Origin of the sequence: Caballeronia terrestris (assembly GCF_001544515.1) — a bacterium.
Lineage (GTDB): Bacteria > Pseudomonadota > Gammaproteobacteria > Burkholderiales > Burkholderiaceae > Caballeronia > Caballeronia terrestris.
Genome location: NZ_FCOL02000007.1, coordinates 88073 through 102763, shown reverse-complemented (window position 1 = coordinate 102763; position 14691 = coordinate 88073). Strand labels below are relative to the sequence as shown.

Below are 14691 nucleotides of genomic sequence, written 5' to 3'. Positions count from 1 at the left end.
GGCCGCGACTTGCCAGCGCTCTGCAAATGCGATACTCAATACAATCCCTTATCGCAAAAAAGCATGGACGCACGCCGCGCGTGCCAACTCAACTGATGACCGACTCCGTTGCCCCAGCCTTCCCCTGCGCGCGCTACATCAAGGAAATCGGCCGCGGCCCGAACGGCGCCCGCGCCCTGAGCCGCGACGACACCTACGCGCTCTACGAAGCGATGCTCGACGCCCGCGTCTCCGACCTCGAACTCGGCGCGGTGCTCCTCGCGTATCGCGTGAAGGGCGAGACCGCCGCCGAACTCGCCGCGATGCTTGCCGCCGCGCACGCATCGTTCGAGCCGCTGCACATCCAGAACGGCCGCGACCACGCGCGACCGGTATCGGTCCCGAGCTACAACGGCGCGCGCAAGCAGCCGAACCTCACGCCGCTCCTGTCGATGCTGCTCGCCCGCGAAGGCGTGCCGGTGCTGGTGCACGGCGTCCTCGACGATCCGGGCCGCGTGACGAGCGCCGAGATTTTCGCTGAACTGGGAATCGAGCACGCCGCGTCGCACGATGAAATCGAGGACAGCCTCGCATCGCGCCGGCTGGCGTTCGCGCCGATCGCGTCGCTTGCGCCGAAGCTCGCGCGGCTCCTGTCGCTGCGCCGGATCATGGGCGTGCGCAATTCGACGCATACGCTTGTCAAGATTCTCCAGCCGTTTGCGCAGCCGGGCCTGCGGATCGTGAACTACACGCATCCGCAGTATCGCGACAGCCTGACGGGCCTCTTCATCGACCACCCCGATGCCGCGACCGGCGGCGCCCTGCTTGCGCGCGGCACCGAAGGCGAGGCGGTCGCGGATACGCGTCGGCAAGTGCAGGTCGACTGGTTCCACGACGGGCATTCGGAGACGCTGCTGTCTGCGGAACGCTCGTCCGCCGATGCGCCCGCCGCCGCGCTGCCCGAATCGCTCGATGCGGCGACCACCGCGCGCTGGATCGAAACCGTGCTGCGCGGCGAGGTGCCCGTGCCGCCGGCGGTCGCGCGGCAGGTGGAGCTGATCACCGATGTGGTGCGCAGGCCCTCATAAACCAGAAAGCTCCGATTGCACCCGTCGGTTGACAGTTCAGCCGGCGCTGACATACAGTAGCCCCATGTGCTTCACCCAATTCTCCTCCCTCCGAATTATTTCGGGCCGCCTAGCGCGGCCCCTATCGCTACGTCTAGCGTAAATCGCCAGGCGTAGCGCTGCGCGTTCGTCTCTTCAACGCGCGGTCCTCCCAGCAGTTCCCGTAGTTCTCTCTTTTCACCACCTGTAGTCGTCAGCTTTTCGTTCGCGCATCCCGCGATACGGAAACGCGAGGGTCACATGCACGCTGCTTCGCGCACGTTCACGCTGGTCGCAGGCGTCACCATCGCCGTGATGCAACGTGACCGCGCGCGCGGACAAGCCTCTCAGCGCGCATCGGGCAGCAGCCGGCCAGCCGCCGGCTTCGGCCTCTCTCGCAGGCGCTACGCAACCGCCGATAAACGAGGTCGACGATCATGATGCCCAACCCCTCCGAGAAATACCGTCCGTTTCCGCAAGTCCGCCTCACCGGCCGCCGCTGGCCGACGCGCACGATCGAAAAAGCGCCGATCTGGATGAGCACCGACCTGCGCGACGGCAACCAGTCGCTGATCGAGCCGATGAGCATCGCGGCGAAGCTCGAATTCTTCGAGATGCTGGTGGCGACGGGTTTCAAGGAGATCGAGGTGGGCTTCCCGTCGGCATCGCAGACGGATTTCGACTTCGTACGCAAGTTGATCGTCGAAAAGCGCATTCCCGACGACGTGACCATCGAAGTGCTCGTGCAGTCGCGCCGCGAACTGATCGAGCGGACCTTCGAGGCCGTGGAAGGGGCGTCGAAGGTGATCGTGCACTTGTACAACGCGATCGCGCCCTCGTTCCGGCGCATCGTGTTCAACCAGTCGAAGGATGAGGTGAAGGCGCTGGCCGTCGAGGGCACGCGGATCATCAAGGAATGCGCGGCCGCGCGGCCCGCCACGCACTGGACCTATCAGTACTCGCCGGAGACGTTCAGCATGACCGAGCTCTCCTTCGCGCGCGAAGTCTGCGACGCCGTTGCGCAAATGTGGCGCCCGACGCCCGAGCACAAGATGATCGTGAACCTGCCCGCGACCGTCGAAGCCGCGATGCCGAACGTGTTCGCCGATCAGGTCGAGTGGATGGACCGCAACATGGGCTATCGCGACAGCATCGTGCTGTCGGTGCATCCGCATAACGATCGCGGCACGGCGGTCGCGGCGGCGGAACTCGCGCTGCTCGCGGGGGCGGATCGCGTCGAGGGGTGTCTCTTCGGCAACGGCGAGCGCACCGGCAACGTCGATCTCGTGACGCTCGCGATGAATCTCTACACGCAGGGCATCGACCCGGGCCTCGATTTCTCGGACATCGACGGCGTGCGGCGCGTCGTCGAGCGTTGCAACCAGATTCCCGTGCATCCGCGCCATCCGTACGCGGGCGATCTCGTGTTCACGGCGTTTTCGGGTTCGCATCAGGATGCGATCAGGAAGGGCTTCGCGCAACGCCAGCCGGGCACGGTGTGGGACGTGCCCTATTTGCCAATCGATCCCGCCGATCTCGGCCGCAGCTACGACGCCGTGATCCGCGTGAACAGCCAGTCGGGTAAAGGCGGCGCAACGTTCCTGCTCGAGCGCGGATTGGGTTTCACGCCGCCGCGGCGCGTGCAGATCGAGTTCAGCCACGCGGTGCAGGCGGTCGCGGATCAATCGGGCGAGGAAGTTTCCGGCGACGCCGTCTGCGCGCTGTTCCGGCGCGAATATTTCGATGTCGCGGGGCCGGTGTCGCGCGTGAACGCGACGACGCTGCGTGTCCAAGGGCGGAGTGTCGCGATGCCGGCGGCGTCGGGTGCGGCTTCGGGCGATGCGTACGCGGAGGCAGTCGCCGCGGCGCTGGGGGTGGCGGCGCAAGTGTCGTCGTTCGAGACGGCCAATACCGCGAATGGCGAGACGGCGGTGTTCGTCGGGTGTCGCGTCGGCGAGCAGGCCGTGCGTTACGGCGTCGCGGTGAATACGAACGCGGCACTGGCGGTCGTCGATGCGGTAGTCAGCGCGGTGAATCGTGCGCAATGGGCGGAAGTCGTGCAGGTGGAGAGCGAAGCGGTCGCGGCTTGAGGCGCGCTGTGGCGGGGAGCGCAGCAATCGCGGCTTGAACAGCAATCGGTCGGGACCTTGCCGCACATGGCCTGCAATAAAAAAAGCGCCTCGCCGCAGAATGCGGCGAGGCGCTTTTGCGTCGTCGCAAGAACTCACTCTAGCGCCACGCGCGTCGCCTGGAGCGCGAGCAATTGCCACTGCCCGTCGGTATGAACATGCACCGCCGTGTACGCGATCGGAAACAGCAACGCGCCGTTTTTCGATTCCATTTCGATCAGCGCGCGTCCCGACACGAGACACGTATCGCGTCCGGCGGGCATCACGTCCTGCGACTGGATTTCGATCTGGCGATACCGTCGCCGCCCGGCGGTGATCGCATCGATGAACTGGCGTTTCGTCTCGCGCTTGCCGTTCGTGTGCACGTAACTGACGTTCTCGGCCAGCAACGCGTCCAGCAGGGCACCGTCGCCGTCCACCATCGCCCGGAAGCGGTCGCGCTCGAGGCCGCGGATCGCCTCAATAGTATTTGCCGGCATCTGTCGATTCCTCTTGCACCGAGGAACCGATGCACGCGTTCCCCGTCAGAAGTTGTATTCCAGATATAGCTGGCTGAAATTTATACCAGGATTCGGCTCTTTGATACCGCCGTTCGACAAATGCTGAAAGCGGAGGCCGGCCTGATAGTTCTGATGCGTTCCAAAGATCGCACCCACGCCGACCATGTCGGCAAACTGGAACGCGCTGCCGACGGAGAAGGTATCGGTGATGCGCGTGTGCGAAAGCAGCCGTATTCCGACACCCGCCTCGATGAACGGCCGGATCGTGCCGGAACTCCTGATGAAGCGGATGACCGGCGTGATCCCGACCTCGAAGATGTTCGGATGGACGGCGGCGTCGTCGGTCGAACGCCAGTAGGAGACGTGCGCTTCGCCGACCACGGTGAAGTGGAAGCCGCCGATTTCCCACCAGGTCCAATTGGGATCCCACGCGACGCCGAGATCGGCTTTCTTGATGTCGTGATCCGCAACGCCGCCGGCGACTTGCACGCCGAACTGGTCGGCGCTCGCGACGGCCGGAGCGCACGCCCAAGCCGCAAAGACGGCGCATTGCACGAATTGATTTAGCCAGGCGCTTTTTTTCTTTTGCACGAACACCCCGACACTAGTTTTGATCCCGACCGCTCGGACGGCCACCGCGGTATTTTAGAGATGGCCGCGAAATCTTGCTTGGATCGTGTCCGGTTTCCTCGAAAAGAAGAATTAAGTTTCGAGGACGGATCGAAACGAGGTAATTCATGCGAATTAACAGGAAATCGCACGGGCGTCCACGGTAAAAATGACTGTTTAATTATCTGTAATATGTCTCCTATCAGCCGCTGATTTTCGATAGCTTTTGTGGGAACTCCCACACAGGACGGCGCTCTAATTCTTAGCACTCAATGGACTGGAGTGCTAATATCGTGGTGACTCGATGCGCTGTTGCACCGGGTTTTTTGTTGATAAGGAGCTTATGAGCGTGACCAATGCGATGACCCTTCCGAATGTTGTGCGCCCGGCGCCGGCCAAGGCTTCGGCAGGCGCGCTGACGTACGCACAGTCGTCCATGCTGACCGGCCAGATCGGCAACATCGACGCCTATATTTCGGCTGTGAACCGGATTCCGATGCTGTCGCAGTCGGAGGAACGTCAGTACGCCACCGAATTCCGCGAGCACGGCAACCTCGACGCCGCGCGCCAGCTCGTGCTGTCGCACCTGCGGCTCGTCGTGTCCATCGCCCGCAATTATCTGGGCTACGGCTTGCCGCACGCCGACCTGATCCAGGAAGGCAACATTGGCTTGATGAAGGCGGTGAAGCGCTTCGACCCCGCGCAGAACGTGCGCCTCGTGTCGTATGCGATGCACTGGATCAAGGCGGAGATTCACGAATACATCCTGCGCAACTGGCGCACGGTGAAGGTGGCGACCACGAAGGCGCAGCGCAAGCTGTTCTTCAACCTGCGCAGCCACAAGACCGGTCTCGGCGCGTTCACGCCGGGCGAGATCGAAGGTCTCGCGAAAGAGCTGAACGTGAAGCGCGAGGAAGTCGCCGAGATGGAAACGCGTTTGTCGGGCGGCGATATCGCGCTCGAAGGTCAGGTCGAGGACGGCGAGGAAGCGTTTGCGCCGATCGCGTATCTGGCCGACTCGCACAACGAGCCGACCAACGTGATCGCCTCGCGCCAGTTCGACAAGCTGCAAAGCGACGGTTTGTCGAGCGCGCTCGAATCGCTCGACGAACGCAGCCGCCGCATCATCCAGGCGCGCTGGCTCGAAGTGCAGGACGACGGCTCGGGCGGCAAGACGCTGCATGAACTCGCCGACGAGTTCGGCGTGTCGGCGGAGCGCATTCGCCAGATCGAAGCGAGCGCGATGAAGAAGATGCGCTCGGCGTTGCACGAATACGCGTAAGCGTTGAATCAGGCAGTCGAAGCCCGCCGTTGCAAGACGGCGGGCTTTTTTTCGCTTCTACGCGTCGTCAGCATTGGAACTGCGTTTCCTCGACCATACCGGCTGAAATCCGATGCGCGGTCGATGAATTAGCGTATTCATCGCCTGAAGGCGAAAACGGCGCCCGAAGGCGCCGTTTCTCATGCTGAACCAGCGATCAAGCCGGCAAAGGCGCCGCCCCGCCGCCGTTCGACGACAACCGCGCACCCAACTGACGCGCATAGCGCTCCGCCGCCGAGCCCACGACGATGTGGAACGTATCCGCCGATACCCACGCCACGTCGAGCGACGACAGCCGCTGGCGATCCACCGCCGATGGATCGCGCACGACGACACGCAGGCGCGTCGCGGCTATCGCATCAAGCGAGGCGACGTTCGTCGCGCCGCCGAACACCGCGAGCCAGCGAAGCGGGTCCGGATCGAGCGGGCCTTGCTCGCTGGCGCCAACCGCTGCCGCAGCAGCCGGAGCCACAGCAGGAGCCGCAGCCGCCACTGCGCCACGCGCCGGCGAATGCTCGATTTCCGTGCGGATTTCGTCAGCGATCAGGTCCGCTTCCGGTCCGATGATCACCTGCACGGTCGTCGTGCCGCGCTTCAGCACGCCGCGCGCACCGGCCGTCTTCAGTTGCGCTTCCGACACTTTCTCCGTATCCACCACCGACAGACGCAGACGCGTCGTGCAGGCATCGACGAGCGTCAGATTCGACGCGCCGCCCAGCGCCGCGATATAACGCGACGCGCGCGATTTCGCCAGTCCCGGCACCGGCGCAACGCCACCATCCGTGCTTTCAGACGTCGATTCGGCTTGCGTATCGGCGGTTTCGGGTTCGCGGCCCGGCGTCGCCATGTTGAACTTGCGGATGAAGAAGCGGAACAGGCCGTAATAGATGAACCCGTAGACGATGCCGATCGGAATCGCCATCCAGCCGCGCGTCGAGAGACCGTAGTTCAGGACGTAGTCGATCGCGCCCGCCGAGAACGTGAAGCCCAGGTGAACGCCGAGCAGCGAGCAGATCGCGAGCGCAAGGCCCGTCAAGAGCGCGTGGATCGCATACAGAATCGGCGCGAGGAACATGAACGTGTATTCGATCGGCTCTGTCACGCCGGTCAGGAACGAGGTCAGCGCCATCGAGAACAGCAGGCCGCCCACGATCGCACGACGATGCTTCGGCGCCTCATGGAACATCGCCAGACACGCTGCGGGCAGGCCGAACATCATGATCGGGAAGAAGCCGGTCATGAAGCCACCCGCGGTCGGATCGCCTGCGAAGAAGCGGTGCAGGTCGCCTGTGACCGCCGCGCCGCCCGGCGGCGTGAACGTGCCGAACACGAACCACGCGAGCGAGTTGATGATGTGATGCAGGCCCGTGACCAGCAGGATCCGGTTCAGCACGCCGAACACGAACGTTCCGAGTGCGCCCGCCGTGGTCAGCCAGAGACCGGCCGCATCGATTGCGTGCTGCACCGGCTGCCAGATGTAGCCGAACACGATCCCGAGCACGAGACACGCCACGCCCGTGACAATCGGCACGAAGCGTTTCCCTCCGAAGAACGCGAGGTATTCGGGGAGCTTGATGTCCTTGTACCGGTTATAGAGATACCCGGCGACGCCACCCGCGACGATCCCCGAGAGCACGCCCATGTTCAGCTTCGGGTCGATGTCCTTCATCACCGCGATTTCGATCAGATAGCCGATCGCGCCTGCGAGACCCGCCGTGCCGTTGTTGTCCTTCGCGAAACCCACCGCCACGCCGATCGCGAACAGGAGCGGCAGGTTCGTGAAGATCGCGTCGCCGGCGTCGGCGATCATCTTGATGTTGAAAACGTCCGGCTGGCCTAGCCGCAACAGCAGCCCGGCCACGGGTAAAACTGCAATCGGCAGCATCAGCGCGCGGCCTAGGCGCTGCATTTTTGCAAACGGGTTAGCGTCCATCGGGTTCTCCAATAAATATGTAGGTCTTGTCGTTGCTGGGGTTATATAAGGCCGCGAAGGGCCGGCGCCGGACGGACGATTAGTCCAGCGGCCAGATTTCGCGGCTTGCTGCTCTCACTGCCTGAGCCGATTCGAGCGCGAGGGCATCCTCGGCGCGCTGACGGCAAAGCTGGTAATCGAGATTGCGCACGCGCGCCTTGATGCCGGGCACCGACACCGGATCGACCGACAACTCCGTCACGCCGAGGCCGACCAACAGCGGCACCGCGACCGGATCGCCGCCGAGCGCACCGCACACGCCGACCCACTTGCCGTGCTTCTCCGCGCCCTGGACCGCGGCCTTGATGAGGCGCAGCACGGCCGGGTGCAGGCCGTCGGCCTGGGCGGCGAGATCGGGCTGGCAGCGGTCCATCGCGAGCGTGTACTGCGTGAGATCGTTGGTGCCGATGGAGAGGAAATCGGCGTGCTGCGCCAGTTGGTCCGCGAGCAGCGCCGCCGACGGCACCTCGATCATCACGCCCACTTCGATCGCGTCCGTCCGGCCGATTTCGCGCGCCAGTTCGTCGATACGTTTTCTGAGACGCACGAGTTCGCCCGAATCCGTGACCATCGGCAGTAGGATGCGCACCGTGCCGAACGGCTGCACGGCGATCAGGCCGCGCAACTGGTCGTCGAGGAGATCGGGGCGCACTTGCGCCAGGCGGATGCCGCGCAGGCCGAGCGCCGGGTTGGTTTCCGGCGGCAGCGTCAGGTAATCGACTTCCTTGTCCGCGCCCACGTCGAGCGTGCGGATGATCGCCGTGCGGCCCTGCAGCGCATCGACGATGCCCTGGTAGCTGTCCTTGTGCTCGTCCTTCGTCGGCGCCGACGCGCGGTGAATGAAGAGCAACTCCGTCCTCAGCAAGCCGATCGAATCGGCCCCGTTTTCGACGGCGGTCCGCGCGTCGTCGAGCGTCGCGATGTTCGCCGCGACTTCGATCGCGCGGCCGTCGCTGGTGGTCGCCGCTTGCTGCGACGTGCGGCGGTTCGCTTCCCGCACGCCTGCGAGACGCTGGCGTTCGAGCCGCGCGCGTTCGACATCGAGCGCGGTCGGCGCGTGTTCGAGCCGTCCCGCCGATGCATCGACCACCACTTGCGTGCCTTCGGGCACGGCATGCAACGCATCACCGACGGCGACGAGCGCCGGAATGCCGATCTGGCGCGCGATGATCGCCGCGTGCGACGTCGCGCCGCCGCGCGCCATTACAAGCGCGGTGACGCGCGTGCGGTCGAGCGACGAGAGATCGGACGGCGTGAATTCGTCGGCGGCGAGGACGGCTTCGTCCGGCAGTTCGCGCGCCGACGTGTTCTTGTAGCCGAGCGCGCGCAGCACGCGCTTTTCGATGTCGCGCAAGTCGGCGGCGCGTTCGGCGAGCAGCGCGTCCTCGATTTTCGACAGCAGCGCGATCTGCGCGCGGATCGCCTCGCGCCACGCGAAACCGGCGCTCTTGCCGAGGCTGATCAGGTCGCGGGCGGCATCGACGAGCGTCGGGTCTTCCAGCAGCACGCGATGCACCGCGAAAATCCCCGCCTCGCCGACCGCGCCACGTTGCGACGCGGTGCGCACGGTTTCGTCGAGTTCGGCATCGACAGCGGCGATCGCGCGGTCGAGCGCATGGCTTTCCGCCGCCGACGAACCGCTCGCCTGCTCAGGCGGCGTGATCTCTTGGTCGTCCCAGCGCACGAGCGTGCCGACCGCGATGCCGGGCGACGCGCACACGCCGGCGAGCGTGTTCGGGTCGAGCGGCTGGCCGGACGGCGGCGTCGCGGGAACCGGCGCGGGCGATTTGGCGCGCGCCGGCGTCTCTTCGACTTCGCCGTGCGCCGCGCGCAGCAATTCGTTCGCGACGGCCTCGACCGCTTGCGACGCCTGCGCGCCGATGCCGAGCAATTCGATCGTCGCGCCCTCGCCCGCGCCGAGGCTGAGCAAACCGACGACGCTTTCGATCGGCGCCTTGCGGCCTTCGAAACGCACCTCCACCTTGGCGTCGAAGCCACGCGCCGCTTCGCGGGCGCGCGCCGCCGGCCGCGCGTGGAGCCCGCCCGCGTGGGCGAGCGTCACGTTGCGGCGGGCTTCATCGGTGAAATTGGCGTCGCTGCGGGCGGCGTCGGCTTTTGCGCCGTCCTTCGCGCGCAGCACGAGCAGGCGACCTTCGCCCGCTTTCAGCACGCCGCGCCCTGCCCGCTCGACGACCTCGAACGCGTCGCTGTTCGCCACCGCGATCACCGAGACGAGGCTCGGCGCGTGGCGCGCGACGAAATCCGCGTCGAATTCGATCAGCGCCTGGCCGGCGCGTACCGTCGCGCCCTGTTCGATCTTCGGCGTGAAGCCCTTGCCGCCCAGCTCGACGGTGTCGATGCCGATATGCAGGAGGATTTCCGCGCCCTCGGCCGTGCGCAGCGTGACGGCGTGATTGGTGCGCGCGAGGTGCGTGATCGTGCCGTCGCACGGCGCGACGAGCACGCCATCGAGCGGATCGATGCCGATGCCGTCGCCGAACATGCCTTCGGCGAACACGGGATCGGGCACGTCGGCGAGCGGCACCACGGGACCGGTGAACGGCGCGAGCAGGACGAAGCTGCTGGCGGATTGGCTGGAATGATTCAACTGGGACTCCTCGGCACGGCGCATCGGGTGACTCGCTCAGTGAGTTTCGGTGACTTTGTTCAGGTGGCGCGGCGCGTCGGGATTGCGCCCGCGCGCGGCGGCCAGACCCGCGGCCATCACGTAGAAGGAAAGAATGGCGGCGATCGGATCGAGCGCCGGGTGGTCGGTGGTGGCAAGCGGAAGGTCGGCTTCGTCGACGTCGTCGGGCGCGGCGAGCAGCACGCGCGCACCGCGAGCACGCATGTCGCGCGAAAGCTGGATCAGGCCTTCTTGCTCCGGTCCGCGCGGCGCGAACACGAGCAGCGGATAGTCGCGGTCGATGAGTTCCATCGGGCCGTGACGCACTTCGGCGCTCGAAAACGCCTCGGCCTGGATGCCCGAGGTTTCCTTCAGCTTCAACGCCGCTTCCTGCGCGATCGCGAGCCCAAGGCCGCGTCCGATCACGATCATGCGATCGACGCCCTTCAGTTCATCGACGGCTTTCGACCAGTCCAGCTCGCCCGCACGGCGCAGCGCGTCGGGCAGCGTCTTGAGCGCATTGAGCAGTTCGACGTCGCGCTGGACGTGCGCGATGACGATCGCCGACAGCGACAGCATCGCGATGTAGCTTTTTGTCGCAGCGACGCTGAGTTCGGCGCCGGCGAGCAGCGGCAGATGCCATTCGCAGGCATCGGCGAGGGGCGAATTCGGCGCGTTGACGGCGGCGACAGTGAATGCTCCCGCCTGGCGCAGCGCCTGCATCGTGCCGACGAGATCGGGGCTCTTGCCCGACTGCGAGAACGCGACGGCCAGTTGCCCGGCGACGCGCAACGGCGCCTGCTGGAGTGTCGCGACCGACATCGGCAGCGACGCGACCGGCACGCCGATGCGGCTCATCGTGAGGCTCGCGAAATAACTGGCGGCGTGATCGGAACTGCCACGCGCGACCGTCAGCGCGACGTGGCGCGGGACTTCGGCGAGCTTGACGGCGAGCGCCTCGATGGACGCGGTATCGGCGAGCTGGGCGGCGACCACATCGGCGGACGCCAGCGCCTCGTTAAGCATATTCGACAATCGATTCTCCTTCGACATAAGTGGCCGTCAGCGCGAGGTCGCGATCGATGACGACGAGATCGGCCCACGCGCCGCGCGCGATACGCCCGCGGTCTTCGAGTCCGAGGTAATCGGCCGCGAAACGCGACAGCCGGTTCGAGACGTCCGCCATCGGCAAGCCGAGCGAGACGAGGTTGCGCAGCGCCTGATCCATCGTGAGCGTGCTGCCGGCCAGCGTGCCGTCGGCGAGACGCACGCCGCCCATGCACTTCGTGACGTGCTGGCTGCCGAGGCGGTATTCGCCGTCGGGCATGCCGGACGCCGACGTGCTGTCGGTGACGACGTACAGATGCGGGATCGCGCGCAACGCCGCGCGAATCGCGCCCGGATGAACGTGCAGCAGGTCGGGGATCAGCTCCGCGTACTCGGCGTGCGCGAGCGCGGCGCCGACCATGCCGGGATCGCGGTGATGCAGCGGCGACATCGCGTTGAACAGATGCGTGAAGCCGCACGCGCCGTGCTTGAGCGCGGCGACGGCGTCGTCGTAGGTGCCGAGCGAGTGGCCCAGTTGCACGCGCACGCCGCGCGCCGCCATCTCCGCGATGATGTCGAGATGCCCGGCGATTTCCGGCGCGATCGTGACGACGCGGATCGGCGCGAGTGACAGGTACTTCAAGACTTCGTCCCGCACGGCGACGGCCGCGGCGTCCGGCTGCGCGCCGAGCTTGCCGGGATTGATGTACGGGCCTTCGAGATGCACGCCGAGCATGCGTGCGCCACCCGCCGCGCGGATTTTCGCCTGCTCGCCGAGGCCGGCTACGACGTTCATCAGTTCGTCGCGCGGCGCGGTCATCGTCGTGGCGAGGAGGCTCGTCGTGCCGTGCTGCGCGTGCAGGCGCGCGACGGTCTGCGCGGCGTCGCCGCCTTCCATGATGTCGCGCCCGCCGCCGCCGTGCACGTGCAGGTCGATGAAGCCCGGGAGGATGTACGGCGCATCGTTCATCGACGGATCGGCGCGCTCGCCTTCGAGCGCCGTCACGCGGCCGTTCTCGAAGCGGATCGAGCCGAGAATCCATCCGGCGGTGGTGAGTATGTTTCCTTTGAGCATGGAGTTCTCTGTGAAACGGGATGCATGGTGAGGCTGAAAACCGGTCGCGCCTTGCTGCGAGCAGGCTGACCAACTGCGTCCGGCGTCTTTGTCCTCTCGTTTTTCTTTGCTGGTGTTGCGCGCCTGTACCGGCGCTATCGATGAAGCTCCGCGACGAAGTCGTAGTAGTCGTCGCGGCAATAGGTGTCCGTCAGTTCGATCGCGCGCTGGTCCGACGAATAGCCGATACGCGTAATCACGAGCAGCGCGGCGCGCGGCGCGATGCCCATTAGCCGCGCGATCTCGGCGCCCGCGTTGACCGCGCGAAAGTGCTGCAGCGCGCGCACCACCGACGTGCCGCGTTCCTCCAGATAGCGATACAGCGACGCGCCGATCGCAAGCGGCTGCGGCACGACCGACGCCGGCAACGTGGAATGCTCGACGGCCATAACGATGCCGTCCGCACGGCGCAACCGTCGCAAACTCGCGACGCCCGCTCCCGGCGACAAACCCAGTTGCACCATTTCGTCACGGCTCGCGGTGCGCACTTCGCGCGCGAGCCAGACCGAATCGGGTTTGAAGCCGCGCTGCTCCATCTTCTTCGTGAAACCGGTGAGCCTCGAGAGCGGATCTTCGACGCGCGGCGTGATGAAACTGCCGGCGCCGCGCACCCGGCGAATCAGCCCTTGCTCGACGAGCAGCGCAATCGCGTTACGTGCCGTGATCCGCGATACGCCGACGCCCTCCGACAACGTCCGCTCCGACGGCAGCGCTTCACCCGCGGACCAGGCGCCTGCGTGAATGGCAGTGGCGAGACGGGCGGCGAGCTGCAAGTACAGCGGAGTGCTGTTTTGCGCGTCGGGGGCCAGTTCTCGCCAGCGTTCGTCCATCGGAATGCTCCGGTCTTTTTGCGTTAAGGCGAGCCCATTATATAACCAAAATAATACCAGTCAATTCTGTGATTTTTGATCTTTGCGACAGCGTTTTTCTTATATTTATCAATAATTTATAAGAAAGTCTTAGGTGCTGACTTACGTTGTTTGAGGATCAGGACTTACCCCAATCCGTAGCCCAGTCGATAGCGAGTGGTCCGCCTCAATCGCAACAATATGCAAATCGGTCGCCAAGACGCACGATCGTGCACTTCATGGGGCACAATGCATGGAGTTACTTAGGATCGGGAAATGAAAATCCCAGACCGATCAACGAGAGAACGAGGGAATGATGACTGGTCCAGATCTCATTCGGACGGCCGAAGCAATTCGGAACTTCAATCACTTCTACGCGCGCCACGCGGGTGGACTTCAGGAACGTATTCGCAGCAGCAAATTCTCGACGAACGAGGTGCGCCTGCTTCACGCGCTCGCGATCGGCGGCGCGCAGACATCGGCGACGGTCGCGCGTCAGCTTAATCTCGACACCGGCTATCTGAGCCGGCTGCTCACGCGCTTCGAAAGCCGCGGCTACATCACGCGGCGGGTCGACACCCGGGATTCGCGTCGGCACTTCATCATCCTGACGTCGGCAGGACGCGCCACGTTCGACGCCATCGATTCGAATGGAATCGGCGAGATGTCGGTGGCGCTGCGTGGCTTCACACGCTGCGAACGCGCGCAGCTCGCGTCATCGATGGCGGATATCGCGCGGCTGCTCTCGCCGCCCGTCGATTGCGCCCGGCTGCATGTGCGAGGCGCGCGGCGCGGCGACTTCGGGTGGATCGTCGAGCGTTGCGCGCAGCTCGATCCCGCCGATCACGCTCGATCTACTTACGAGGCGCATGCGGTCGAAATCGTCGCGCGGGTGTTCGGCATGGGTCAGGCCAGCGCGCCGCGCGCGTCGTGCTGGATCGCCGAACAGGAGAACGGGGCGCGGGTCGGGGCGGCGGTCGTCATCGCGGCGTCGGGCAGCGAGGCGCGCATCGAACTACTGTTCGTCGAGCCGGGGGCGCGGCGGCGCGGGCTCGGGCAAAGACTCGTCGATGCGTGCTCGGCGTTTGCGTCGGAAGCGGGATTCGAGCGGCTGACGTGCTGCATCGAGGAATCGCGGGCGGATCTGCATCGGCTCGCCGAGCAGACGTGCTTCGCCTTGCGTGAGCGCGTGGCGGCGGGAAGCGTGTGGCAGCGGTCGCTGGCCTCGCAATATGCTTGATGGCGCCTCGTGAATTTCCAACGGAAAAAAGCTGTTCCACGCGAGTTGGAACGGCTTTTGTCCTTGCAGGCTGAAACGTGTTAGTTGCGGGGGCCGGCTTCACGGAACGGCAGTCGAAGGAGCAGGCGGCGTTCAACCGTTAGCCGTCCGGCTGACTGCAGCCGCGCGGCGACGCGCTTAGAATCGGCGGGTTTCCACTT

General features: G+C 65.4%; 11 protein-coding genes. 4 read left to right on the top strand and 7 right to left on the bottom strand.

The features are described 5' to 3' along the window. The first annotated feature begins 95 nt into the window (after window positions 1-95). Window positions 96-1067: a DNA-binding protein YbiB gene (gene ybiB / locus AWB67_RS08635; RefSeq protein ID WP_125477567.1), complete on the top strand. Its 972-nt coding sequence runs from the start codon at window positions 96-98 to the stop codon at window positions 1065-1067. Between the two features lie 455 nt (window positions 1068-1522). Then, window positions 1523-3175 (top strand): 2-isopropylmalate synthase, encoded by a 1653-nt coding sequence (leuA, locus tag AWB67_RS08630; protein WP_087655819.1) that lies wholly within the window; start codon window positions 1523-1525, stop codon window positions 3173-3175. A gap of 134 nt (window positions 3176-3309) precedes the next feature. Here the strand turns inward: leuA and AWB67_RS08625 are convergent, their stop codons facing one another. Continuing rightward, window positions 3310-3693 (bottom strand): nuclear transport factor 2 family protein, encoded by a 384-nt coding sequence (locus AWB67_RS08625; protein ID WP_087655818.1) that lies wholly within the window; start codon window positions 3691-3693, stop codon window positions 3310-3312. Between the two features lie 45 nt (window positions 3694-3738). Beyond that, on the bottom strand, window positions 3739-4269 hold the full coding sequence (locus AWB67_RS08620; RefSeq protein ID WP_087655929.1) for an acyloxyacyl hydrolase: 531 nt from the start codon (window positions 4267-4269) through the stop codon (window positions 3739-3741). 403 nt (window positions 4270-4672) lie between these two features. On the opposite strand from AWB67_RS08620, the gene rpoH reads away from it, so the two are divergent. Then, window positions 4673-5605 (top strand): RNA polymerase sigma factor RpoH, encoded by a 933-nt coding sequence (rpoH, locus tag AWB67_RS08615; RefSeq protein ID WP_087655928.1) that lies wholly within the window; start codon window positions 4673-4675, stop codon window positions 5603-5605. Between the two features lie 196 nt (window positions 5606-5801). Here the strand turns inward: rpoH and nagE are convergent, their stop codons facing one another. The 5 genes from nagE to AWB67_RS08590 form a co-directional block, all read right to left on the bottom strand. Continuing rightward, entirely contained in the window at window positions 5802-7577 is a 1776-nt protein-coding gene (gene nagE / locus AWB67_RS08610) for an N-acetylglucosamine-specific PTS transporter subunit IIBC (RefSeq protein WP_200822199.1), read from the bottom strand. A gap of 79 nt (window positions 7578-7656) precedes the next feature. Further along, entirely contained in the window at window positions 7657-10248 is a 2592-nt protein-coding gene (ptsP, locus tag AWB67_RS08605; RefSeq protein WP_087655816.1) for a phosphoenolpyruvate--protein phosphotransferase, read from the bottom strand. Window positions 10249-10260: 12 nt separating this feature from the next. After that, window positions 10261-11268, bottom strand: a complete 1008-nt coding sequence (locus AWB67_RS08600; protein WP_087655815.1) for an SIS domain-containing protein — start codon at window positions 11266-11268, stop codon at window positions 10261-10263. Then, window positions 11261-12364: an N-acetylglucosamine-6-phosphate deacetylase gene (nagA, locus tag AWB67_RS08595; protein ID WP_087655814.1), complete on the bottom strand. Its 1104-nt coding sequence runs from the start codon at window positions 12362-12364 to the stop codon at window positions 11261-11263. Before nagA ends, AWB67_RS08600 begins: the two co-directional genes overlap by 8 nt. 134 nt (window positions 12365-12498) lie before the next feature. After that, window positions 12499-13233, bottom strand: a complete 735-nt coding sequence (locus AWB67_RS08590) for a GntR family transcriptional regulator (protein ID WP_087655813.1) — start codon at window positions 13231-13233, stop codon at window positions 12499-12501. A 331-nt stretch (window positions 13234-13564) separates the two neighbouring features. Between AWB67_RS08590 and AWB67_RS08585 the strand changes: the two genes are divergently transcribed. Then, window positions 13565-14491 (top strand): bifunctional helix-turn-helix transcriptional regulator/GNAT family N-acetyltransferase, encoded by a 927-nt coding sequence (locus tag AWB67_RS08585; protein ID WP_087655812.1) that lies wholly within the window; start codon window positions 13565-13567, stop codon window positions 14489-14491. The last annotated feature ends 200 nt before the right edge of the window (window positions 14492-14691 follow it).